This is a genomic window from Microbacterium sp. ABR10 (assembly GCF_057812175.1).
The window spans coordinates 2,794,420-2,814,572 of sequence record NZ_CM173821.1; the positions used below are offsets into that span (position 1 = coordinate 2,794,420).

The 20,153-nt window shown below is 69.9% G+C and carries 22 protein-coding genes; 7 read left to right on the forward strand and 15 right to left on the reverse strand.

All coding sequences use genetic code 11. From position 1 onward, the window contains the following. Positions 1–4: 4 nt before the first annotated feature. From resB to ACXKZF_RS13005, 5 genes are all read right to left on the reverse strand, one after another. Entirely contained in the window at positions 5–1,798 is a 1,794-nt protein-coding gene (resB, locus tag ACXKZF_RS12985; protein ID WP_488984462.1) for a cytochrome c biogenesis protein ResB, read from the reverse strand. After that, a complete protein-coding gene (locus tag ACXKZF_RS12990) occupies positions 1,779–2,525 on the reverse strand; it encodes a cytochrome c biogenesis CcdA family protein (RefSeq protein WP_055955735.1) in 747 nt (248 codons plus the stop codon). Before ACXKZF_RS12990 ends, resB begins: the two co-directional genes overlap by 20 nt. Further along, on the reverse strand, positions 2,522–3,127 hold the full coding sequence (locus ACXKZF_RS12995; protein WP_243223773.1) for a TlpA family protein disulfide reductase: 606 nt from the start codon (positions 3,125–3,127) through the stop codon (positions 2,522–2,524). The genes ACXKZF_RS12990 and ACXKZF_RS12995 overlap by 4 nt, the downstream gene beginning before the upstream one ends. Next, on the reverse strand, positions 3,127–3,771 hold the full coding sequence (locus tag ACXKZF_RS13000; RefSeq protein ID WP_243223772.1) for a histidine phosphatase family protein: 645 nt from the start codon (positions 3,769–3,771) through the stop codon (positions 3,127–3,129). The genes ACXKZF_RS12995 and ACXKZF_RS13000 overlap by 1 nt, the downstream gene beginning before the upstream one ends. A 79-nt stretch (positions 3,772–3,850) precedes the next feature. Then, positions 3,851–4,540: a DedA family protein gene (locus ACXKZF_RS13005; RefSeq protein WP_156459179.1), complete on the reverse strand. Its 690-nt coding sequence runs from the start codon at positions 4,538–4,540 to the stop codon at positions 3,851–3,853. 164 nt (positions 4,541–4,704) lie between these two features. Here ACXKZF_RS13005 and aspS point away from each other — a divergent pair, with 164 nt between their 5' ends. Further along, positions 4,705–6,042 (forward strand): aspartate--tRNA(Asn) ligase, encoded by a 1,338-nt coding sequence (gene aspS, locus ACXKZF_RS13010; RefSeq protein ID WP_488984463.1) that lies wholly within the window; start codon positions 4,705–4,707, stop codon positions 6,040–6,042. Between the two features lie 87 nt (positions 6,043–6,129). After that, on the forward strand, positions 6,130–7,197 hold the full coding sequence (locus ACXKZF_RS13015) for an ATP-binding cassette domain-containing protein (RefSeq protein ID WP_488984464.1): 1,068 nt from the start codon (positions 6,130–6,132) through the stop codon (positions 7,195–7,197). Between the two features lie 96 nt (positions 7,198–7,293). Here ACXKZF_RS13015 and ACXKZF_RS13020 read toward each other — a convergent pair whose 3' ends face one another. From ACXKZF_RS13020 to ACXKZF_RS13045, 6 genes are all read right to left on the reverse strand, one after another. After that, positions 7,294–7,596: a Dabb family protein gene (locus ACXKZF_RS13020; protein WP_055955722.1), complete on the reverse strand. Its 303-nt coding sequence runs from the start codon at positions 7,594–7,596 to the stop codon at positions 7,294–7,296. After that, complete coding sequence (locus ACXKZF_RS13025; RefSeq protein WP_055955720.1) at positions 7,593–7,871, reverse strand: glutaredoxin family protein; 279 nt, start codon at positions 7,869–7,871, stop codon at positions 7,593–7,595. The genes ACXKZF_RS13020 and ACXKZF_RS13025 overlap by 4 nt, the downstream gene beginning before the upstream one ends. A gap of 28 nt (positions 7,872–7,899) precedes the next feature. Then, positions 7,900–8,193, reverse strand: a complete 294-nt coding sequence (locus ACXKZF_RS13030; protein ID WP_055955717.1) for a rhodanese-like domain-containing protein — start codon at positions 8,191–8,193, stop codon at positions 7,900–7,902. Positions 8,194–8,306: 113 nt separating this feature from the next. Next, positions 8,307–8,405 (reverse strand): 30S ribosomal protein bS22, encoded by a 99-nt coding sequence (locus ACXKZF_RS13035; protein ID WP_003792170.1) that lies wholly within the window; start codon positions 8,403–8,405, stop codon positions 8,307–8,309. An 82-nt stretch (positions 8,406–8,487) separates the two neighbouring features. Continuing rightward, the gene (locus tag ACXKZF_RS13040) at positions 8,488–8,679 is read right to left on the reverse strand and encodes a helix-turn-helix domain-containing protein (protein ID WP_055955713.1); all 192 of its coding nucleotides are present in this window, start codon (positions 8,677–8,679) and stop codon (positions 8,488–8,490) included. A 150-nt stretch (positions 8,680–8,829) separates the two neighbouring features. After that, positions 8,830–9,225: an ArsR/SmtB family transcription factor gene (locus ACXKZF_RS13045; RefSeq protein WP_314457479.1), complete on the reverse strand. Its 396-nt coding sequence runs from the start codon at positions 9,223–9,225 to the stop codon at positions 8,830–8,832. A gap of 68 nt (positions 9,226–9,293) precedes the next feature. Here ACXKZF_RS13045 and ACXKZF_RS13050 point away from each other — a divergent pair, with 68 nt between their 5' ends. Together ACXKZF_RS13050 and ACXKZF_RS13055 are read left to right on the forward strand one after the other, a co-directional pair. Then, entirely contained in the window at positions 9,294–10,736 is a 1,443-nt protein-coding gene (locus tag ACXKZF_RS13050) for a TrkH family potassium uptake protein (RefSeq protein ID WP_243223768.1), read from the forward strand. Further along, complete coding sequence (locus ACXKZF_RS13055; RefSeq protein ID WP_055955708.1) at positions 10,729–11,400, forward strand: potassium channel family protein; 672 nt, start codon at positions 10,729–10,731, stop codon at positions 11,398–11,400. Before ACXKZF_RS13050 ends, ACXKZF_RS13055 begins: the two co-directional genes overlap by 8 nt. A 139-nt stretch (positions 11,401–11,539) precedes the next feature. On the opposite strand, the gene ACXKZF_RS13060 is transcribed toward ACXKZF_RS13055, so the two are convergent. Next, positions 11,540–11,827, reverse strand: a complete 288-nt coding sequence (locus tag ACXKZF_RS13060) for a DUF1905 domain-containing protein (protein WP_055955705.1) — start codon at positions 11,825–11,827, stop codon at positions 11,540–11,542. Positions 11,828–11,830: 3 nt separating this feature from the next. Next, positions 11,831–12,676 (reverse strand): pyrroline-5-carboxylate reductase, encoded by an 846-nt coding sequence (gene proC, locus ACXKZF_RS13065; RefSeq protein WP_488984465.1) that lies wholly within the window; start codon positions 12,674–12,676, stop codon positions 11,831–11,833. Between the two features lie 224 nt (positions 12,677–12,900). Here proC and ACXKZF_RS13070 point away from each other — a divergent pair, with 224 nt between their 5' ends. Beyond that, a complete protein-coding gene (locus tag ACXKZF_RS13070; RefSeq protein WP_488984466.1) occupies positions 12,901–14,013 on the forward strand; it encodes an alpha/beta hydrolase in 1,113 nt (370 codons plus the stop codon). Between the two features lie 32 nt (positions 14,014–14,045). Then, on the forward strand, positions 14,046–14,975 hold the full coding sequence (locus ACXKZF_RS13075) for an LLM class F420-dependent oxidoreductase (RefSeq protein WP_488984467.1): 930 nt from the start codon (positions 14,046–14,048) through the stop codon (positions 14,973–14,975). Positions 14,976–15,257: 282 nt separating this feature from the next. Here the strand turns inward: ACXKZF_RS13075 and tadA are convergent, their stop codons facing one another. Then, positions 15,258–15,689 (reverse strand): tRNA adenosine(34) deaminase TadA, encoded by a 432-nt coding sequence (tadA, locus tag ACXKZF_RS13080; protein ID WP_488986003.1) that lies wholly within the window; start codon positions 15,687–15,689, stop codon positions 15,258–15,260. A gap of 85 nt (positions 15,690–15,774) precedes the next feature. Between tadA and upp the strand changes: the two genes are divergently transcribed. Next, a complete protein-coding gene (upp, locus tag ACXKZF_RS13085) occupies positions 15,775–16,407 on the forward strand; it encodes a uracil phosphoribosyltransferase (RefSeq protein WP_055955695.1) in 633 nt (210 codons plus the stop codon). A 111-nt stretch (positions 16,408–16,518) separates the two neighbouring features. Here the strand turns inward: upp and ACXKZF_RS13090 are convergent, their stop codons facing one another. Further along, on the reverse strand, positions 16,519–20,121 hold the full coding sequence (locus ACXKZF_RS13090) for a TM0106 family RecB-like putative nuclease (protein ID WP_488984468.1): 3,603 nt from the start codon (positions 20,119–20,121) through the stop codon (positions 16,519–16,521). Between the last annotated feature and the right edge of the window lie 32 nt (positions 20,122–20,153).

Consider the following 20,153-nt stretch of genomic DNA (forward strand, 5'->3'; position numbering starts at 1 on the left):
GGTCTCAGTCTACTTTTCCGGTGTCGGGCTGGCTCTGCGGAGGTGTGGGTGATCCGGCCTCGGGACCGGTCGGTCGCGGGCGCGCGTCGGTGTCGGGCCGGCTCTGGGCTGGCAGGGCGGTGCCGTGCTTCTCGACGAGTTGGTCGACGGCCGCGGCGAGGGTCGGGTCCTCGCCGCGCGCGAGGCCCGCGTACTCGATCGACACCCCGTTCGAGGACGGGGTGGCCTTGACCCACATGCGTCGGCGCGGAACGAACAGTGCCGCGAGCAGGCCGAATAGCGCGAGCAGGGCGAACGCGAGCACCCACGGTCCCGCCAGATCCCGGTGGATCGACAGCGATGCGAAACGCTTGACCGACCCGTCGTAGCCGGACGCGCCGGCCGGGGCCTCGTTCTCGAACGTGATGGTGCCCAGGCCGTTGGGGAGGTCCTCCGTCTGGCCGGGCATGAGCTGGATAGCCGGATTGCCGCTGTCGCCGCCGGCGATCTGGGTCATGCCCGAGGGATCGAGCGTGTACACCGAGCGGGGCGTGCCGTCGTCGATGCCGAGGTCGCCCTCGTAGACGCGCAACGTCAGCACCGGATACTCGAGGTCACCGAAGGTGGAGGTGAGCGCCCCCGAGGGCAGCACGTCCATCGTCGGATAGAAGAAGCCGAGCAGGCCGAGCTGTTCGGGCAGGCCGTCGGCGACCTTGATGACGCCGAGCGAGGTCATGTTGGCATCCTGAGGAAGGAAGGCGACCGAGTCGTGGAACACCTCTCGACCGTCGGCGTCGCGGATCGTGACGGTGGGCGCGTACCCGTTTCCGAGGAGGTAGACGCGGTCTCCCCGCACGTCGAGCGGGTGGTTGACCCGCACCTCGCCGTCCTGCGGGTCGCCACCGGGAGCCTGGGTGGTCACGTGCGCGACGAAGTCGCCGGCCTGGCCGGCACCGGGCTGTCCGGGAGGTACGTAGCTCACATCGAACTGGTCGAGCGTCATCGAGTAGGGCGTGAGGGTGTCGCCGCTGACGAAGCGGCCCGGGTTGAACGAGGAGTAGTCGAGCAGGCTGTTCGCGAACGCCTGACCCTCCACGAGCACGCGCTGCCCGGTGTAGGTGAAACCGCCACCCAAACCGACCGCGACGAGGACGCCGACCAGGGCCGCATGGAAGACGAGGTTTCCCGTCTCACGCAGGTAGCCGCGCTCGGCCGACACCGAGAACGTCCCGCGACCGTCGTAACGGGCCACCCGGTAGCCGCTCTTTCGCAGCTGAGCTGCGGCGGTGTCGACGGCGGCGGATGCCGCGGCATCCGGATCCCCGTCGACCGCGATCGTGCGGGTGCGGTGATCGTCGAGGCGCGACAGGCGCGCGGGGGTGCGCGGCGGCTGCGAGCGCAGAGCCTTCCAGTGGTGCTTGGTGCGGGGCAGCACGCAGCCGATCAGCGAGATGAACAGCAGCAGATAGATGGCCGAGAACCACGGCGAGGTGTAGACGTCGAAGAGGCTCAGGTTGTCGAGCACGGGAGCCAGGTCGGGGTTGTCGGTGAAGTACTGCGTCACACCGTTGGGATCCGCGGTGCGCTGCGGCACGAGCGAGCCCGGCACGGCGGCGATCGCGAGAAGCAGCAGCAGCACGAGGGCGGTGCGCATCGACGTGAGCTGACGCCAGCCCCAGCGAGCCCACCCCACGACACCCAACCGCGGCTGGGTGATGTCGTCGGAATCGGATGCCGCGGCGGAGTCGGCGTGGTCGGACGGGCGCAGGACGCCGTCCGTGGGCTCCCTTCGCGAGGGATCAGAGGGGGAGCTGGACACCGCTCATCACCCCCTGCAGGGACGACATCCACGCGCCCCAGACACCGGTCACCATGGCGAGTCCCAGAACGACGAGCAGGACTCCCCCGACGATGTTGACCGCGCGGATGTGCTTGCGCAGGAACGCGACGGACCGTGTCGCCCATCCGAAACCGAGCGCCAGGAGGAGGAAGGGGATGCCGAGACCCAGCGAGTACGCGAGCCCCAGCAGGGCGGCACGACCGGGGTCTCCGAGGTTGTACGACACCGACAGAATGGCCGTCAGCGTCGGGCCGATGCACGGCGTCCAGCCGACACCGAGGGCGATACCGAGCAGCGGCGCCCCGACGAGACCGAGATTGCCCTTGGCCTGCATCCGCACCGACCGCTGCGCTACACCGAACAGGCCGATGAACACGAGCCCCATCAAGATGATCACCACGCCGAGGACGCGCGTGATCACGTCGCCGTAGCGGGTGAAGAACGCCCCCGCGGCACCTCCGAGCACGTTGAATGCCATGAACACGAGCGTGAACCCGGCGATGAACAACAGCGTTCCGCCCAGCAGGCGGCCACGACCGGCGGATGCCGAGCCCCCTCGGGGGGCGACCGCACCGCCGATGTAGCCCAGGTAGCCCGGCACGAGAGGCAGCACGCAGGGCGAGAGGAACGAGATGAGGCCGGCGGCCAGGGCGATGGGCACGGCGACCCACAGCGCCCCGTCGAAGACGAGGGCTCCCGGATTCACGCGCCCTCCGCGACCAGGGTGCGCACGATCGCCTCGAGGATCGAGGCCTCGGGCAGTTCGCCGACGATGCGCGCCGCCACGCGCCCCTGCTTGTCGAGCACGAGGGTGGTCGGGGTGGCGTTCAGCGGCGTCTTGTCGTTGAACGCCAGCTTCAGCTCGGCGTCGTTGACGGCCATCGCGCTCGGGTAGGAGATGTCGTGGTCGCGCGCGAACGACTGCGCGGTCGAGGGCTGGTCGTAGGTGTTGATGCCGAGGAAGGCGACGTCCTGCCCCTCGAAGGTCTTGTACGCCTGCTCCAGACGCGGCGCCTCGATGATGCACGGGCCGCACGTGGCGTACCAGAAGTTCACCACGAGCACCTTGCCGTCGTAGTCGGAGCTGGACACGGTGGAACCGTCGTCGAGCGTGCCGGCGAAGTCGACAGGCTCCCCGCGACGGTCGGCCGGGATCTCAGCGGTCTGGAAACCGTTCGCGGCGATGTAGCCCTTGTTGTCACCGGCGCGGTACTGATCGGCGAGCGGGTCGGCGGTGCAGGCTGCCAGGCCCACCACGAGGGCCGCGGCGGCGGCGAGAGACCCCGCAGCGGTGAGGATTCGGCGCATCACACGGCTCCTACGTCGACGGCTCCGGCGGTGGATGCCGGCTCGGCGTACGCCACCTCGACCCAGCGCGTCGAGCCGTCGGCGCCGTCTCGCCGCTCGAAACTCGTCACGCTCGACAACGCGCACCGGCGCTTGCGGGGGTCGTGGCGGGTGGGTTGGTGGGAGAGGGCGAGGTGGGTCACCCAGATCGGCAGCTGGTGCGAGACGACGACGACGTCGCCCGAGGGCACCCGCTCCCAGGCGTCGGCCATGGCATCCGTCATCCGGGCGACGATGCGCTCGTACGGCTCGCCCCAGCTGGGCACCGCCGGACGGTGGAGGTGACGCCAGTTGAGGGGGTTGGCCAGCGCCTGCTTCATGCGCCGTCCCTCGAAGACATTGGTCGGCTCGATCACCCGGTCGTCGATGTAGGCGTCGACGCCGAACATCTCGGTGAAGGGCTCGGACGACTCGCGCGTGCGCTGCAGCGGGGAGACCACCAGGGCGCTGACGGGCCGGTCGAGCCCGCGCACGAACGCGGCGGCCTGACGGGCCATCTGGCGTCCTGCGACGCTCAGCCCGAATCCCGGGAGCCGACCGTAGAGCACGCGACGGGGGTTGTGGACCTCTCCGTGGCGCACGAGATGCAGGCGATCGGCGGTCACGAAGCCAGTCTAGGCGCGGGTTCTGTGGTCTGACTGAGCGGGGACGCCGGTTGCTTCGACGTGGAGATACCGCGGGCGATCAGGCGTCTTTGCGCGCTCCGAGGAGAGAACGGATGCGGCTGTAGAGGAACAGGGCCACACCGACACCCACCGCGGCGATCACGACGTATTGCAGGATCGAGGCGTACTCCTCGACGATGTGCCAGTTCTCGCCGAGCAGGTACCCCGAGAGCACGAAGATCGTGTTCCAGATCAAGCTGCCGGCTCCCGTGAGCAGTCCGAAGCGCCACATGGGCATCTTCGACACCCCCGCGGGGATGGAGATCAGGCTGCGGAAGATCGGGATCATCCGCCCGAAGAACACCGCCTTGCCGCCGTGCCGCTCGAACCACGCCACCGTCCGATCGACGTCTTCGGGGTGCAGCAACGGCATCTTCGCGGCGAAGGCGCGCAGACGCGCGGCTCCGAGCCAACGGCCGAGGCCGTAGAGCATGAACGCACCGACGACCGATCCGATGGTCGTCCACAGCAGGGCCTCGAAGAGCGTGAACGAACCGCGGCTGGCGGTCAGCCCCGCCATCGGCAGAACGACCTCGCTGGGCAGCGGCGGGAAGAGGTTCTCGAGCGCGATGGCCACGCCCGCACCCACGGGGCCGATGATCTCCATGAGCGAGACGGTCCAGTCGGCCAGCGACGTCAGCCACGACTGCCCCTCGCCGGAGCCGGAGCCGGCTCGGAGAAGAGAAAGGGTGAGTGTGGTGTCGGTCATCGGGTGCCTTCGCGCTCGGTGATCGGCCGCCCGAACGGGCGCCCCTTTCAGGCTAGAGCCCGGGCGCGCGCGAATCCTGGGGGTTGGCCCCGAGCGGAGGGATGCCGCGATGCCCGCGCCAGGGTCCCGGTGCCGCGCGACCGGCGCACGTAGGATGGTCGATCGTGAGCGAACGCGTCCTGGTCAACCAGCTGAAATCCCTCCCCGCCGGCGCCGTCGAGGTGTCGGGATGGGTCGAAACCGTGCGCGATCAGAAGAAGGTGCAGTTCGTCGTCCTCCGCGACGAGACCGGCGCCGTGCAGCTGGTGAACCCCGCGACGCGCCCCTCCGAGGAGATCGAGCAGGATGCCGCCGCGCTCGCGCTGACCGAGACGATCGGCGCCCTCGCCACCGGTACCTTCCTGACCGTCCGCGGCGAGCTCAAGCACGACGAGCGCGTCAAGCTCGGCGGAGTCGAGATCAAGGTCGGCGAGCTCGTCATCGCCGCCGCCGCCAACCCCGAGACGCCCATCGCCGCCGACAGCAGCCCCGACAAGCGTATGGACTGGCGCTTCCTCGACCTGCGTCAGCGCCGCAACAACCTCATCTTCCGCGTGCAGACCACCCTCGAGCACGCCATGCGCACGTACTGGGTCGAGCGCGACTACATCGAGGTCCACTCCCCCAAGCTCATGGCATCCCCCTCGGAGTCCAACGCCGAGTTGTTCGAGGTGCCCTACTTCGAAGACAAGACCGCCTACCTCGCTCAGAGCCCGCAGTTCTTCAAGCAGATGGCCCAGGTCGCCGGCTTCGGCAAGATCTTCGAGATCGCCCCCGCCTTCCGCGCCGACCCCTCTTTCACCAGCCGCCACGCGACCGAGTTCACCTCGATCGACGCCGAGATCAGCTGGATCGATTCGCACGACGACGTCGCGCGCATGCAGGAGGAACTGCTCCAGACGGCGTTCCAGGCCGTCGCCGACAAGCACGGCGCCGAGATCCAGGAGCTGTTCGGCGTCGAGGTGCAGGTGCCGTCGCTGCCCTTCCCCCGCATCCCCCTCGCCGAGGCGCGCGAGATCGTCGCCGCCCGCGGATACGACATCCCGCGCACAGACGGCGATCTCGATCCCGAGGGCGAACGCCAGATCGCGGCGCACGTGGCCGAGACGTATGGCCACCAATTCGTCTTCATCACCGACTACCACCCCGAGATCCGCGCCTTCTACCACATGCGCGACGAAGAGACCGGGCTGACGAAGTCGTACGACCTGCTCTTCAACGGGGTCGAGATCACGACGGGCGCCCAGCGCGAGCACCGCGTCGACGTGCTGATCGAGCAGGCGAAGGAGAAGGGTCTCGACCCCGAGCACCTCGACTTCTACCTCGACTTCTTCCGTTTCGGCGCCCCGCCGCACGGCGGGTTCGGCATGGGCCTGGCGCGCGTCCTCATGCTTCTGCTGGGCGAGTCGTCCATCCGCGAAGTCACCTACCTGTTCCGTGGACCGACCCGCCTGGCCCCGTAAGCACCGACGTCCACGATTCGACCGAGCGACGCCCGGGGTTCACTCCCCGGGCGTTCGCGTGTCACTGGCGACCCCTAACGTGGGCGCATGGTCGCCGTCACGCCCGTGGAACCCGCGGCAACCGGGCGTGCGCCACGCCCCCGGGGCTGGTCGATCGTCTTCCGCGGGGTCAGCCGTGATCGCGCGGGCGTCCGTGTACTGCACGACATCGACCTCGAGATCGCGGCGGGTCGGATCGCGGCGATCGTCGGCCCGTCGGGATGCGGGGCCTCGACGCTGCTGAGACTCGCCACCGGCGCCGAGCGCTGCGACGGGGGAACGGTGCAGGTCGAGGGACGCACGGGCGCTGCGGCCCCGCGCCTGCCCGGGGTGGCGGACCGTGCGGCGGCCCCGCGCTTCTTCCGCGTGCGCGCGTCGATCGCGGCGGCGGCTCGTCATGCCGGCGTCGTCGACCCCGACCTCGAGACGGACCGCCTGTGCGAGCTCGTCGGGCTGGAGGCATCGGATGCCGCCGTCTCCCGGCTCGCTCTCGGCGACCGCCAGCGCTGGGCGGTAGCGCGGGTCCTCGCATCCCGCCCGCGAGCCCTCGTGCTCGACGACGCACTCGCAGCGCTTCACACCACCGCCCGCGCCGAGACGCGTGATCGCCTGGTCCGTGAACTGCGCGAGCGCGGAGTGACGACCCTCTGGGCCACACGCGATACCGCCGAGGGCGCAGCCGTCGCCGACGAACTCGTCGTGATGGACGAGGGAAGGATCATCGCCCGGGGCTCCCCCACCGACGTCTACGGACGTGTCGGAGATGCCGCCGTCGCCGAGGTCCTCGGGCCGGTCAGCACGGTGCCGGGGATCGTCGAGGGCGCTGTCGTGGAGGTCTGGGGCCAGCGCCTGCCCCTCGCCGGTACGGCGCACGACGGTCACTGCGAGGTGGTGGTACGACCCGAGAACGTGGTGCTCGTCGACGCGGACACGCCGGGGGTGGATGCCATCGTCGAGGAGACGACGTTCCTCGGCAGCATGCGCCGTTCGACCGTCCTCACCGCCGACGGCAGCCGCGTCGTGGTCGAACACCCTGCGGAACGACGCCTGGACGACGACGCCCGCGTGCGCATCGCTCTCGCAGCCGTGCCGGCGAGCGTCCTCTCCCAGGACTGACGGCGGCTGCGCATTCGGGGCGCGGTATCGCACCGCACGGCACCCTGCAGCATGCACTCGCGGGAGAGGGAGTCCCGGGCGCCGGCCGAGCGGTGATCAGAACGGGTAGTCGACGCAGGAGCGCTCTGCGACGACGGAGCGAACGAACTCCGCGACCTCTTGGTGCGCCGGGTGCACCTGGTACCGCTCGAGGGCGGCGGCGTCGGCGAACTCGCTCACGAGCGCGACGTCCCAGTTGGACTGGGGATTGACGACGTTGCGGCCCACCTCGATCTGGTCGATCTCGGTCACGATCTCGCGGAGGGCGAGGAGCTTGTCGGCGATCTGCTCGGCGTGCAGTGCCCGGGTGTCGGCGTCGTCGGCCGCGAGCTTCCAGAGGACGATGTGACGGATGCTCACGAGGAGGCTCCTTCGGAATCCGCCGCGATGAGCGCGGCTCGCAGACGGTCGGCGGACACTCGCCAGTGGGCGTGCAGTTCGCCGTCGATGAGCACGACCGGGATCTTCTCCCACCACACGGCGTGCAGCGCCGCGTCGTCGGTGATCGAGGCCTGCTCGATCTCGACGCGCTCGGCGAGACTCGCGGGAAGATCGGCGACGACCGTCTCGACGATCTGCTCGGCCACGTCGCACAGATGGCAGTCGGGCTTGCCGATCAGCGTGAGGGTTGTCACGCCTCCATCCTAGGAGGATCGGACGCGCTCAGGACTCGACGGCGTATCCCGCCGCGACCCATTCACCCGTGCCACCCTCGACGTTCGTCACGTCGTGACCACGCGCGGCGAGCGCTTCGGCCACTCGCGCCGATCGGCCGCCGATCTGGCAGATCACGTCGAACGGCTCGGCCGGCAGCTCGTCGAGGTGCTCGCCCAGGCTCGACATGGGCAGGTTCACCGCGCCGGGCACGTGGCCCGCAGCGAACTCGTGCTCTTCGCGCACGTCGATCAGGGGGCGCTCACGCCCCGCGTGCAGGTCGTGGACCGTGATGGACTGCATGCTTCTCCTCCTGAAGGGGCGAGGCGACGACCGGGATGCCCGAGCGTCACGAACCCGCGACGGATACACGAAGCGCCCGTCACATCGGACAGGCGCTCGGTGTGGTAGCCGCTTTACTTCTTGTTGCGGCGCTGGTGACGAGTCTTGCGAAGCAGCTTGCGGTGCTTCTTCTTCGCCATGCGCTTACGGCGCTTCTTGATGACAGAACCCACGGAAAACCTCACTAAGTCGGGGTCTGGGTGCCGATTTCGGCCCCCGGGAACAGCAGGCGATGGAAAAAAGCCTCGGATCAGTCTAGCCGACGTCGGACACCGGTCGCTGCACGAGCGCCGCGACCGCCGATTCGGGCACACGGTAGCTGCGTCCGAAGCGTACCGCGGGAAGTTCGCCGGCGTGCACGAGTCGGTAGACCGTCATCTTCGATACGCGCATGAGCTCGGCGACCTCGGCGACCGTCAGGAACCGCACGTCGGGCAGCTCGGCCATCGTTCACCCCTCGTTCCGGGTGGACTCACCCTGATGCTGACCACACTCTAGAGTCTGGGCGTGACGGCTGTAAACCGGTGCGCCGCCTGTGACGGGTGTGCATTCCGGATGCCGCACGCGATGGCATCCGTGGTCATCTCCGCCGGGAGATCACCGCCCGGGGAGTTTGCGCAGCGCCGTCGAGAAGGAGTGCTTCACGGACGCTGCTGCGCGGCCGACCACCTCGGCCGCGTGCACGGCGGACTCCGGGAGAGCCGGCTCGTTGTCTTCGTCGATGGAGAAGAAGGGGACCAGCCAGTCGTCGACCTCGTCGAGGGGCGCGACGGCGAGGCTGTAGTAGCGGTGCTGCCCCATCTCGCGAACCGACACCAACTCGGCCTCCCGCAGCACCTTGAGGTGCTTCGAGACGGTGGGTTGGCTGACGCCCAGGGCCGCGACGATCTGCGACACGCTGGTTCCGCGCTCGCCACCGGTCGCCCGGTCCAGGAGCAGCTGAAGGATGTCGCGACGCGTTCCGTCAGCGATCACATCGAAGATGTCCGCCATGGCATCAGATTAGCCAAGCCCCGGCCCGAGTACCATGATTCGGGTTCGGGCACCGAAGGGAGCGGCGCATGGCGGCGACGCCGAACGAGGTGCGATTGCCGGTGCGACTACGTCGCATCGCGTTCACGGCATGGGATCGTCTGCGCAACCTGACGACCGCCTCTCCCGCGCGTTTCGCGGTCCTGGTCTTCGTGACGCTGATCCTGCTGTTCACCGCCCTGTTCTCCCTTCCCGCCGCTGCGGCCGACGGCCAGGTCACACCGTTGGCCGATGCCCTCTTCACCGCGGTGTCGACTATCTGCGTGACCGGGCTCTCGACCGTCGACATGTACTCGCACTGGTCGCCGCTCGGCCACGCGATCACCTACGTCGGCGTCAACGTCGGCGCCCTCGGTGTACTCACCCTGGCATCCATCCTCGGTTTGGTGATCTCCAAGCGGTTGGGGCTGCGGGCGAAGCTCATCGCCGCGGGCGACAGCAACCCGCTCCGCGCCCACGGCGGGCCGGTCAACGAGGGCCAGACCGTGCGCCTGGGCGAGGTCGGTCAGCTGCTGCGCACGGTGGCGCTGTCGACCCTCGTCATCGAGGCGGGGTTGACCGTGCTCATCTACCCCGCACTCGTGGTCGGCGGGATCGACCCCCTGGTCGCCCTCTGGGAGGCGCCCTATTACGCGGCGATGGCGTTCACGAACACCGGATTCGTTCCGAACGCCGACGGGCTCACCCCCTTCGCGCAGGACTACTTCCTCCTGACGGTGCTGATGCTGGGTGTGTTCCTCGGTTCGATCGGCTTCCCCGTCATCTTCACCCTGTGGCGGCACCATTGGCGCTTCCGGCTGTGGTCGCTGCACACGAAGCTCACGCTGATCACCACGGTCATCCTCTTCGTGCTCGGCGCGGGGTTCATCCTGCTTCTGGAATACGACAACCCCCTCACATTCGGGAGCATGGATGCATGGGACACCACGTTCCAGGCGTTCTTCCTCTCTGCGATGACGAGGTCGGGCGGTTTCAGCGTCATCGACGTCGGCGACCTGAACGGCGCGACCCTCATAGTCGGCTCCATGCTCATGTTCGTCGGCGGGGGCTCGGCCTCCACCGCCGGCGGCATCAAGGTCACAACCCTCGCCGTGTTGGCCCTGGCGGTGTTCTCCGAGGCGAAGGGACGTCCGTCCGTCCAGGCCTTCGGCCGGCGCATCCCGAGCGATGTCCAGCGGGTCGCCCTCTCGGTCGTCGCCTGGGGCGCGACCATCGTCGCGATCTCGACGGTCACCATCAGCCGCATCACCGACGCCCCCATCGAATACGTGCTGTTCGACGTCATCTCGGGCTTCGCGACGGTGGGGCTTTCGACCGGGCTCACGGCGGAGCTGCCCGACCCTGCCGTATACGTCATGTCGGCGACGATGTTCATGGGGCGCATTGGTACTGTGACTCTCGCCGCGGCGGTCGCCGCGGCTTCTCGATCGCAGCTGTATGCGCTGCCCGTGGAAAGGCCGATCGTTGGTTGAACGGATTCGCAGCGACGCGCCCGTCCTGGTGATCGGTCTCGGCCGATTCGGCGCGGCGTGCGCGGGAGAGCTCGACCGACTCGACCGCGATGTGCTCGCCGTCGACGGCAATCTCGAACTCGTGCAGAAGTGGTCGGAGCGCGTCACCCATGCCGTCCAGGCCGACGCCCGCAACATCGACGCGCTCCGCCAGATCGGCGCCCAGGACTTCCAGGTCGCGGTCGTGGCCGTCGGGTCGCTCATCGAGGCGTCGGTGCTCATCACGGCGAACCTCGTCGACCTGAAGGTGCCGCAGATCTGGGCGAAGGCGGTCTCGCAGTCGCACGGCAAGATCCTCGCCCGCGTGGGGGCGAACCACGTCATCTACCCCGAGGCCGAGGCCGGCGAGCGCGTCGCGCACCTCGTGAGCGGGCGGATGCTGGACTTCATCCGCTTCGACGACGACTTCGTGCTCGCCAAGATGTACCCGCCGAAACTGGTGCGCGGGGTGGGACTGAACGAGTCGGGCGTGCGCTCGAAGTACAACGTCACCGTCGTGGGCGTGAAGAGCCCGGGGCGCCCGTTCCGGTACGCCGAGGCCAACACCGTCGTGACCAATCACGACCTCATCATCGTCTCGGGCACGAACTCCGACATCGAGCGTTTCGCGGCGCTCGACCGCTGAACCGGTCGTATCTCGCCCGGCGCGCACCGCGTCCGACCGGCCGGCTTCTTTCCGCCGCGAGAGACGCTTTCCGCTTGGCGAAACGCCTCGGCGGGGCGTTCCTCGCTGCGGGGGCGTTTCTCGCGAGAGACGACCCGCGTCAGGCGTCGATGTCGAGCACGACCTCGACCTCGTCGTCGAGCGCGAGACCCTCGGCATCCTGCAGCGCTTTCTTGACCGGCACGATGTATCCGCCGTCTTTGGGCCAGAGCGCGGTCGTCACGGTCGTCGCACCGATCGTGACGGATGCCGGGATCATGCCCCAGCCGTACGTCACCACGGGCGCGATCTCGGCGATCATCGCCGCCTCGGTCTCGGGCACGGTGACGAAGTGGAACGGCGCGGGACCGCGCCAGAACCAGATCGGGCCTGAGAACCGCAGACGCATGGCTCAGCCCCCGGCGGCCAGTTCTTCGGCACGGGCGAGGGCGGCCTCGGCGGCGACGGTGAACGTGTCGTCGAAGCGCGCTTCTTGCAGAACCGCAATCGCCCGCTCGGTCGTGCCCTTCGGACTCGTGACGCGACGGCGGAGTTCTGCGGGGTCGACGTCGGAGGCGGCCAGCAGGGCCGTCGCACCGATGAAGGTCTGCTCGGCGAGCAGTCGCGCCTGGTCGAGGTCGAAGCCCATGCGGACGGTGGCCTTGGTGAACTCCTCGACCAGGAGGAAGACGTAGGCCGGGCCGGAACCGGAGATGGTGGACAGCGCGTCGATCTGCGCCTCGGGCACCTCGACGACCGACCCCACCGTCTCGAAGAGGGCGCGCACGACCGCGACATCGTCTTCGGATGCCGCGGGACCCGCCGCGAGACCCGTGACGCCCTTGCCGACGAGAGACGGGGTATTGGGCATCGACCGCAGCGTGGCGACGTCGTCGCCGAGGTGGTGAGCGAAGGTCTCGAGCGTCACACCGGCCGCGAGGCTCACCACCACCGAGCCGGGTCGGAGGTGCGGGGCGATGTCGATCAGCAGGTCGGGCACCATTGCGGGCTTGACGCCGATGAGCACGATGTCGGCGGATGCCACGGCATGGGCGTTTCCGGCCGGCTGCGCTTCGAGGGCGACGCTCGTGACGCCCTCCAGGTCGGCGAGCTCCGCGGCCTTCGCGATCGAGCGATTGGTCGCGGTGACTCCGCCGCCGGTGAGCCCCGCGGCGACGAGACCGCGGAGGATGGCTCCCCCCATCGAGCCCGCACCGATGATCGCGATCGGGGGCAGCGAGGTCGTGGCATCCGTCATGCCCTCAGTCTACGAACCACCCCTGACATCCGCCCGGCGGCGTCGTTCGGCGGAAGGCGGGCCGCGGGCGCGAACGAAAGCGATGGTGGGGCGCCGTCCGCCGGTCTGCGCTGCGGGCGCGCGGAGCCGCGCTGCAGGGCAAGCCTGAGTGCGGCCGCTAGGGGCGCGCGTTAGAGTCGGAACCGGTGTACGGGAGCACCGTTGAGCGACACGGAGGACCTGCCATGACACTCTTCGACGGCATCACCGCACGTCTGGTCGAGACGGACCGGCTCGGTGTCAACGTTCTCGAACGCGCTGGCGACGACCCCGGCACGACGGCCGACCACACCATCGTCTTCGTGCACGGCAACGTCTCCTCCTCCTTGTTCTGGCAGGAGATCATGCAGGACCTGCCGAGCGAGCTGCGTGTGCTCGCGGTCGATCTGCGCGGCTTCGGCCGCACCGAGCACACTCCGATCGACGCCACCCGCGGTGTCCGCGACTTCAGCGACGACCTCCACGCGACTCTGCAGGCCCTCGGAGTCTCCGAGGCGCACCTCGTCGGCTGGTCGATGGGCGGCGGCGTCGTGCTGCAATACGCACTCGACCACCCGGTGCTCTCGCTCACGCTGCAATCGCCGGTGTCGCCGTACGGCTTCGGCGGAACCCGCCGCGACGGTTCACGGCTCTCCGACGAAGACGCCGGCACGGGCGCCGGTGCCGCCAACGACGACTTCGTGCAGCGCCTCATCGATCACGACACCACGGCCGACGCCCCGACGTCTCCGCGCTCGGTCTTCCGCTCCGCCTACGTCGCACCGGGGTACACCAGTGAGCACGAGGACGTCTGGGTCGAGTCGATGCTGTCGACCTCGACAGCGGGCGGCAACTACCCCGGCGATGCCGTCGCGACGTCGACCTGGCCCGGTTTCGCGCCCGGGACGACGGGCGTGCTCAACACCCTGTCCCCGAAGTACTTCGACGTGTCCGCCGTCGTCGGCCTCCCGACCAAGCCCCCGATCCTGTGGATCTACGGCACCGCGGATGCCATCGTCTCCGACACGTCGTTCTCCGACCTCAACCACCTGGGCTCGCTCGGTGTCGTACCGGGCTGGCCCGGGGCCGATGTCGCCCCGGCGCAGCCGATGGTGTCGCAGACGCGCGACGTCCTGGCAGCGTACGCGGCCGCGGGCGGCGAGGTGACGGAGGTTCCCGTCGACGGCGCCGGACACTCGGTGCACCTCGAGCGCCCGGCGCAGTTCCGTCGGGCCCTGCTCACCCACATCGGCTACGTCGGACGCCCCGCCGACCCCGCCCCGCCGACCGAGGCGATCATCCTGCGCTCCGCCGACTGACGCGGCGCCGTCCCCTTCCCCCGGAGGTCCCCGTGGAGTACTGCCTGTTCACCGAGCCCCAGCAGGGCTTCTCGTACGACGACCAGCTCGCTTTCGCGCAGTCCGCCGAGCGGCACGGCCTCGACGGGTTCTTCCGTTCCGACCACTACCTGCGCATGGGCGAGGGCGACCCGCTGCCGGGTCCGACCGACGCGTGGACGACGCTGGCCGGTCTCGCTCGGGAGACATCGCGCATCCGCCTCGGCACACTGGTGTCGTCGGTCACCTACCGCGTGCCCGCGATCCTCGCGATCCAGGTCGCCCAGGTCGACGCGATGTCCGGTGGCCGCGTCGAACTCGGACTCGGCACCGGCTGGTTCGAGCGCGAGCACCTCGCCTACGGCATCCCGTTCCCCGCCAAGAGGTTCGATCTGCTCGACGAGCAGCTGCAGGTCGTGACGGGACTCTGGTCGACTCCGGATGCCGAGACCTATTCGTTCCACGGTGAGCACTATCGATTGGACGAGGCGCCGGCCCTGCCCAAGCCGGTGCAGTCGCCCGTGCCCGTGATCGTGGGTGGCGGCGGTCCGACGCGCACCCCGGCTCTCGCCGCGCGCTACGCGACCGAGTTCAACATCGGCTTCGTCTCCGAAGACGTGGTGGCGGAGAAGTTCGCCGTCGTGCGGGCCGCATGCGAGGCGATCGGCCGCGACCCGCAGACGCTGAAGCTCTCGGTCGCACTGCCGACGATCGTCGGCCGCGACGACGACCAGATCTCGCGCCGGGCCGAAGCGGTCGGGCAGTCCCGCGGGCAGTTCGACAACGGCGCGCACATCATCGGCACCCCCGAGCAGGTAGCCGAGAAGGTGCACCGACTGCAGGCGCTCGGAGCCGAGCGCGTGTACTTCCAGCTCCTCGACCTGCGCGACATCGATCACGCCGATCAGATCGGCGCCGAGGTGCTGCCGCTGCTGCCGCGTTGAGCGAGGCGGCCTGAGTCGCGCAGTACAGCCGCGGTGAGCGGGGCGGCCCGGGTCGTGGAGTACAGCCGCGCTGAGCCCGGCAGACGGTCGCGGCCGATACAGCCGCGCTGAGCCCGGCAGACGGTCGCGGCCGATTCAGCCGCGCTGAGCCGGGCGGACGGTGTCGGCCCGAGCCGCCACGCAGCGCCCGGCCGATGGGAGTCGCAGACGCAACCTCGCGTGCCGGTGCGTACGGCTCGTCGGTGCCGTGCAGTGGCACCCCCGCGATGCCGCCGATCCGTCTCAGCGGCGCTCCTCGAAGAACGCCTGCAGCTGAGCGGCGGCCATCTGCTCCTCGACCCCGCCGACGACCTCGACCCGGTGCGGCAGACGGCGGTCGCGCAGGACGTCGTACATCGATCCGGCGGCACCGGCCTTGGCGTCCCACGATCCGAACACCACGCGCGCGACCCGCGCCTGCAGGATCGCGCCGGCGCACATCACGCACGGCTCCAGCGTCACCACGAGCGTGCAGTCGGCGAGGTGCCACGACCCGATCCGGGATGCCGCCTCGCGCAACGCCACGATCTCGGCGTGCGCGGTGGGGTCGTTCGTGCGTTCGCGGAGGTTTCGTCCCTCCCCCACGATCGACCCGTCGGCACCCAGGACGACGGCGCCCACGGGCACGTCACCGTCGGACGCCGCCGCTGCGGCGAGCGCGAACGCCCGGTGCATCGCGGCGAGGTCACGGGCGGTGGGGGTCACGGGGCTCCGGAAAAAGGGACGGGGTCGCACGGGGGAAGCCGTTAGCCTTGAGCCTATGCGTGTCCACGTCGCCGACCACCCTCTCATCACCCACAAGCTGACGGTGCTGCGCGACGTGCAGACGTCGTCGCCGGTGTTCCGCCAGCTCACCGAGGAGCTCGTGACGCTGCTCGCGTACGAAGCGACCCGCAACGTGCGCGTCGAGCCGATCGAGATCCAGACCCCGGTGACCACCACCGAGGGCGTGAAGATCAGCGAGCCCCGTCCGATCGTCGTGCCGATCCTGCGCGCCGGTCTCGGCATGCTCGAAGGCATGGTGAAGCTCCTGCCCACCGCCGAGGTCGGTTTCCTCGGCATGGTGCGCGACGAGCAGACGTTCGAGCCCACGACCTATGCCGAGCGCCTCCCCGACGATCTCAGCGACCGCCAGTGCTTCGTGCTCGACCCGATGCTGGCCACCGGAGGCTCGCTCGGCGCGGCCATCAAATTCCTCTTCGCCCGCGGGGCGCAGGACGTCACGGCGATCTGTCTGCTGGGTGCCCCCGAGGGCGTCGCCGCGATCGAGAAGCAGGTCGAGGGCCACGACGTCACGCTCGTGCTCGGCGCCGTCGATGAGCGTCTGAACGAGAGGGGGTACATCGTGCCCGGTCTCGGTGACGCCGGCGACCGCCTGTACGGCACCGCCTGACGCCCCGACGGGGTTCGCCGGGCAGCGACTGACACCCCCGCGTCGTCCGCCCGGCACCGCCTGACACCCCCGCGTCGTCCGCCCGGCACCGCCTGACGCGCAGACGAGCGGTCAGTCGGCCCCGGCGACGAGACGTGCGAAGGCGCTCAGCCGTGCGACGCCCTCGGGCGTGCGCGGCAGGTCGTCGAGCAGCGCCGGAGAGTACACGATGTACGCCGCCTGCATCGCGCGTGAGATCGCGACGTTGATGCGATTGCGCAGCAGGAGGAACTCCAGCCCGCGCGGTGCTTCGCGTCCCGACGACGCGGCCAGCGTGAGGATGGCCACCACGGCCTCCTGGCCCTGGAACCGATCGACCGTGCCTACGGGCACGTCTGCGAAGCCCTGAGCGGCGAGAGCCTCTTCCACTGCCACCTGCTGCGCGTTGTACGGCGTGATGACGATGATGTCATCGGGGCGGAGGGCGCGGGGCGGCCGAACGGTCGCACTGTCGCCCGCGCCGCCCTCGGCACCGGTCCACTCACGCCCCACCAGGTGGGCGACCAGGCGCGCCACCTCGGCGGCCTCCTCGACCGAGCAGGTGGAGTTGCCCGTGTGACGCACCGGAACGACGTGGACGCCGGGTTCGATGCCGTCGAGCCGCCGGAGGGCGGTCGACGGGTGGGCGGCGAGACGCCCCTCGTACGACAACTGCGAAACGGGCCCCGCGACGGCGGGATGCATGCGGCGGGTGCGGGCGAGGAAGTAGCCGAGCTCAGGCGGGACCACCTCTGCGCCGTCGATGATCCACCCCAACGCCGAGGTGTCGACCGGCTCGGGGTGCGTGCCCTGGCTCACCTGCGGGAGCTGCTGCGGATCGCCGAGGAGCAGCAGGCGCTGAGCCGCGAGCGAGACGGCGATGGTGGACGCCAGGGAGAACTGCCCCGCCTCGTCGATGACGAGGAGGTCGAGGCTCCCCCGGGGGATGCGGGCCTCGTGGCTGAAGTCCCATGCGGTGCCGCCCACGACGAACCCGCCCGCGGCGTTCTCAGCGGTGAAGGCGGCGACGCCGTTCTTGGGGAGCACCGTGAACGCGTGCGCGAGGCTCGGGTCTTTGGGGGCTTTGCCGACACGGGATGCCGGGACCCCCGCCGCGATGACCTGGTCGAGCATGTGCTCGATCGTCGCGTGCGACTGGGCGACGACGCCGATGCGGTAGCCGCGCTCGGCGACGAGCCGGGCGATGACGTGCGATCCGACGTAGGTCTTGCCGGTTCCGGGAGGACCCTGAACGGCTAGATAGCTGTGGTCGAGATCGGCCACGCTTCGGGCGATCGCGGTGACTTCGTCGTCGCCTGAGGCGGCGCTCACGGCGGTGTCGGCCATGCCGGCGACCGCGAGGGCGGCCACCGGTGCGAGGGCGCCGGAGAGGGTGCGCGGGGGGATGCGCCGCAGGATGTCGGCGGCGGGTCCGTGCGGGATCGTCGGCGCAGCGGTCAGCACGGCGTCGGCCCACGCGTCGATCGCCTTCTGCTGGTTGCCTGCGCGCGGGGGCGCCGCGGGAGTCAGTGCCAGCGGCAGTTCGTGCCACGTGACACCGTCAGCCGCGATCTCTTCGACGATCGCGCCGTCGTCGAGCACCTCGCGCACGGTGACGCGGCGCGCGCCGTGGATCCATCGCGGACGGGTCTCGATCGGGAACGGGGCGGGCAGGTCGTAGACCGCGAATGGGTCGGCATCCACACTCAGACGCGTGCCGGGGGCGGGTTCTCCGCGCAGCTCGACGAGTCGACGCTCGGATCCGCGACCCGACTCGGCGATGTGCCAGTCGGCCACGACCCGGGACCGGGCAGCGTCCACGACCACGACATCGCGCGTCTCTTCCCACACCGACACGGGCTCCCGCAGCCGAAGGAAGTGGGTCGCCCAATAGGTCTTCTCTTCACGCGGGTAGTAGTCGATCGCCGCGGCCGCGAGGCGCAGCGCCGTGGCATCGGGAGTATCGAGACCTGGTCGAGCCGCGTCGGCGGCCCACCGCTGCAGAGCGGTCGCCCGGGGAGACGGCTCGTAGGCCTGCTCGTCGGGCTCGGCGCTGCGTGCGGGCACGGCACCGGACTCCCGCGCGCGATCGACGAGCCAGTCGCGCAGGCGGCGGGTGGAGACGCAGTCGTACCGGTTGTAGTCGGCGAGATCGTCGAGCACCGTCTGGGCGGCCTCGGTGTCGCCATCGGCGGCGAGCGCACGCGCTTCGACGTACTTCACGATCGAGTCGTCGCCGCGCTGGACGTCGCTCGTGCGGACCTCGTCGCCCATGTACAGCGGCTCGAGCTTCTTGATCGAATACGACCGCGATCCCACACGGAGCGCTCGCCTCACGACCGGGTAGAGGTCGACGAAGACGCCGTCGCGCAGGAGCCGATCCACGTCGGCCTCGCGCACGCCGTAGCGTGCGGCCATCGTCAGGAGGTGGGTCGGCTCGTACGGGGCGTAGTGGTAGATGTGCATGTCGGGGTACTGCCGTCGGCGCAGCGTCACCATGTCGAGGAACCTCTCAAGCGCGGCGCGCTCCTCGTCGAAGGTGTGCGCCCACAGCGCGCCGTACGTCTCGCGCGTGTCGACCCAGCCGAACAGGTAGTCGATCCCCCAGTGCTCGCCGACGCCCTCGGTGTAGAGCGGGTCGCCCTCGAAGTCGAAGAAGAGGTCGCCGTGGTCGGGACGCGGCAGCACCCCGAGCGACTTCGGCGCCACGACCTCGAAGGTGGGGACCGCGTGCGCGGGGTCGTCTTCGGACGGCACGCCCGCGGGACTTTCGAGCTGCAGTCGCGCCTGCGTGCGCAGCGACGCGAACGTGTCGGCGCTCATGGCGGCGGGCGCCTCGGCGGCGATGGCGAGGGCGTCAATCGTCTGGATGCCGCCCGCCCGCAGGCGATCGCGCTGCACGGGCCGCATGCCCGCCACGAGCAGCAGGTCACGGTGGGAGACGACCTCGATCTCGCAGGTCGCGCATCGTCCGCAGGCGACGACCCCGAGGTCACCGCGCGCATCGCCCCATCCGATGACGGGTCCCGCGGCACCGAGGCCCACCGCGCGATCGGCGATGAGGGCGCGGAGGCGCTCCCGCCGGAGGCGGAAGACGGGGAGAAGGTCGTCGACGCGGTGCGTGCTCGTGGAGCCGTCGCCGAGTAGCAGCTGCACCTCGGCGGACCGCGGTACGTCGAGCCGGTCGAGCTGGTCGACGTAGGCGGCGAGCTGCATCAGGGCCGTGACGCGAGCGCGACGTGCGAGTTTGGTGTCTTGCACGACCCACGGTCGCGTGCCGTCGGCTCGGGTGCCGTCGGCTCCGGGCTCGGGTTCGCGCACGAGGAAGTCGGCGAAGCCGACGAACTCATCGGTCGCGAAGGCCGCCTGGTAGACGACCTCGGCCGCGGGGTCTGCGAGCGCTGCGTCCGTGAGGCGCACGGACTCGGCGAGGGCGTCTGCGTCGGAGGACCGGGCAGCGGGGATCTCGTGCACCGCTGCGCCGAGGCGCGCCCGGTATTCGTCGAGCACGCGGAGTTCATGCGCGGTGCCCAGACGCGCGGCGCGTTCGAGCGTGGCATCGACCGGGTCGTCGACGGCGGCGATGCGCCCGAGCTTGGCGTCGATCGCGCGCAGCCACCCGAACTCGCACTCGGCCGCAGCCTTGAGGTCGCTGGCGCTCCAGACGATGCGCGCGTCGCGCTCGATGTACCGCATGACCTCCACGCTAACCGCGACCCCCGACATCG

Coding starts and splice junctions, on each gene's coding strand:
- ACXKZF_RS12995 (WP_243223773.1), bottom strand. CDS start 3,127: ATGCGCCGAATCCTCACCGCTGCGGGGTCTCTCGCCGCCGCCGCGGCC.
- ACXKZF_RS13005 (WP_156459179.1), bottom strand. CDS start 4,540: ATGACCGACACCACACTCACCCTTTCTCTTCTCCGAGCCGGCTCCGGC.
- ACXKZF_RS13015 (WP_488984464.1), top strand. CDS start 6,130: ATGGTCGCCGTCACGCCCGTGGAACCCGCGGCAACCGGGCGTGCGCCA.
- ACXKZF_RS13030 (WP_055955717.1), bottom strand. CDS start 8,193: ATGCAGTCCATCACGGTCCACGACCTGCACGCGGGGCGTGAGCGCCCC.
- ACXKZF_RS13040 (WP_055955713.1), bottom strand. CDS start 8,679: ATGGCCGAGCTGCCCGACGTGCGGTTCCTGACGGTCGCCGAGGTCGCC.
- ACXKZF_RS13045 (WP_314457479.1), bottom strand. CDS start 9,225: ATGGCGGACATCTTCGATGTGATCGCTGACGGAACGCGTCGCGACATC.
- ACXKZF_RS13050 (WP_243223768.1), top strand. CDS start 9,294: ATGGCGGCGACGCCGAACGAGGTGCGATTGCCGGTGCGACTACGTCGC.
- ACXKZF_RS13060 (WP_055955705.1), bottom strand. CDS start 11,827: ATGCGTCTGCGGTTCTCAGGCCCGATCTGGTTCTGGCGCGGTCCCGCG.
- proC (WP_488984465.1), bottom strand. CDS start 12,676: ATGACGGATGCCACGACCTCGCTGCCCCCGATCGCGATCATCGGTGCG.
- ACXKZF_RS13070 (WP_488984466.1), top strand. CDS start 12,901: ATGACACTCTTCGACGGCATCACCGCACGTCTGGTCGAGACGGACCGG.
- tadA (WP_488986003.1), bottom strand. CDS start 15,689: ATGCACCGGGCGTTCGCGCTCGCCGCAGCGGCGGCGTCCGACGGTGAC.
- upp (WP_055955695.1), top strand. CDS start 15,775: ATGCGTGTCCACGTCGCCGACCACCCTCTCATCACCCACAAGCTGACG.
- ACXKZF_RS13090 (WP_488984468.1), bottom strand. CDS start 20,121: ATGCGGTACATCGAGCGCGACGCGCGCATCGTCTGGAGCGCCAGCGAC.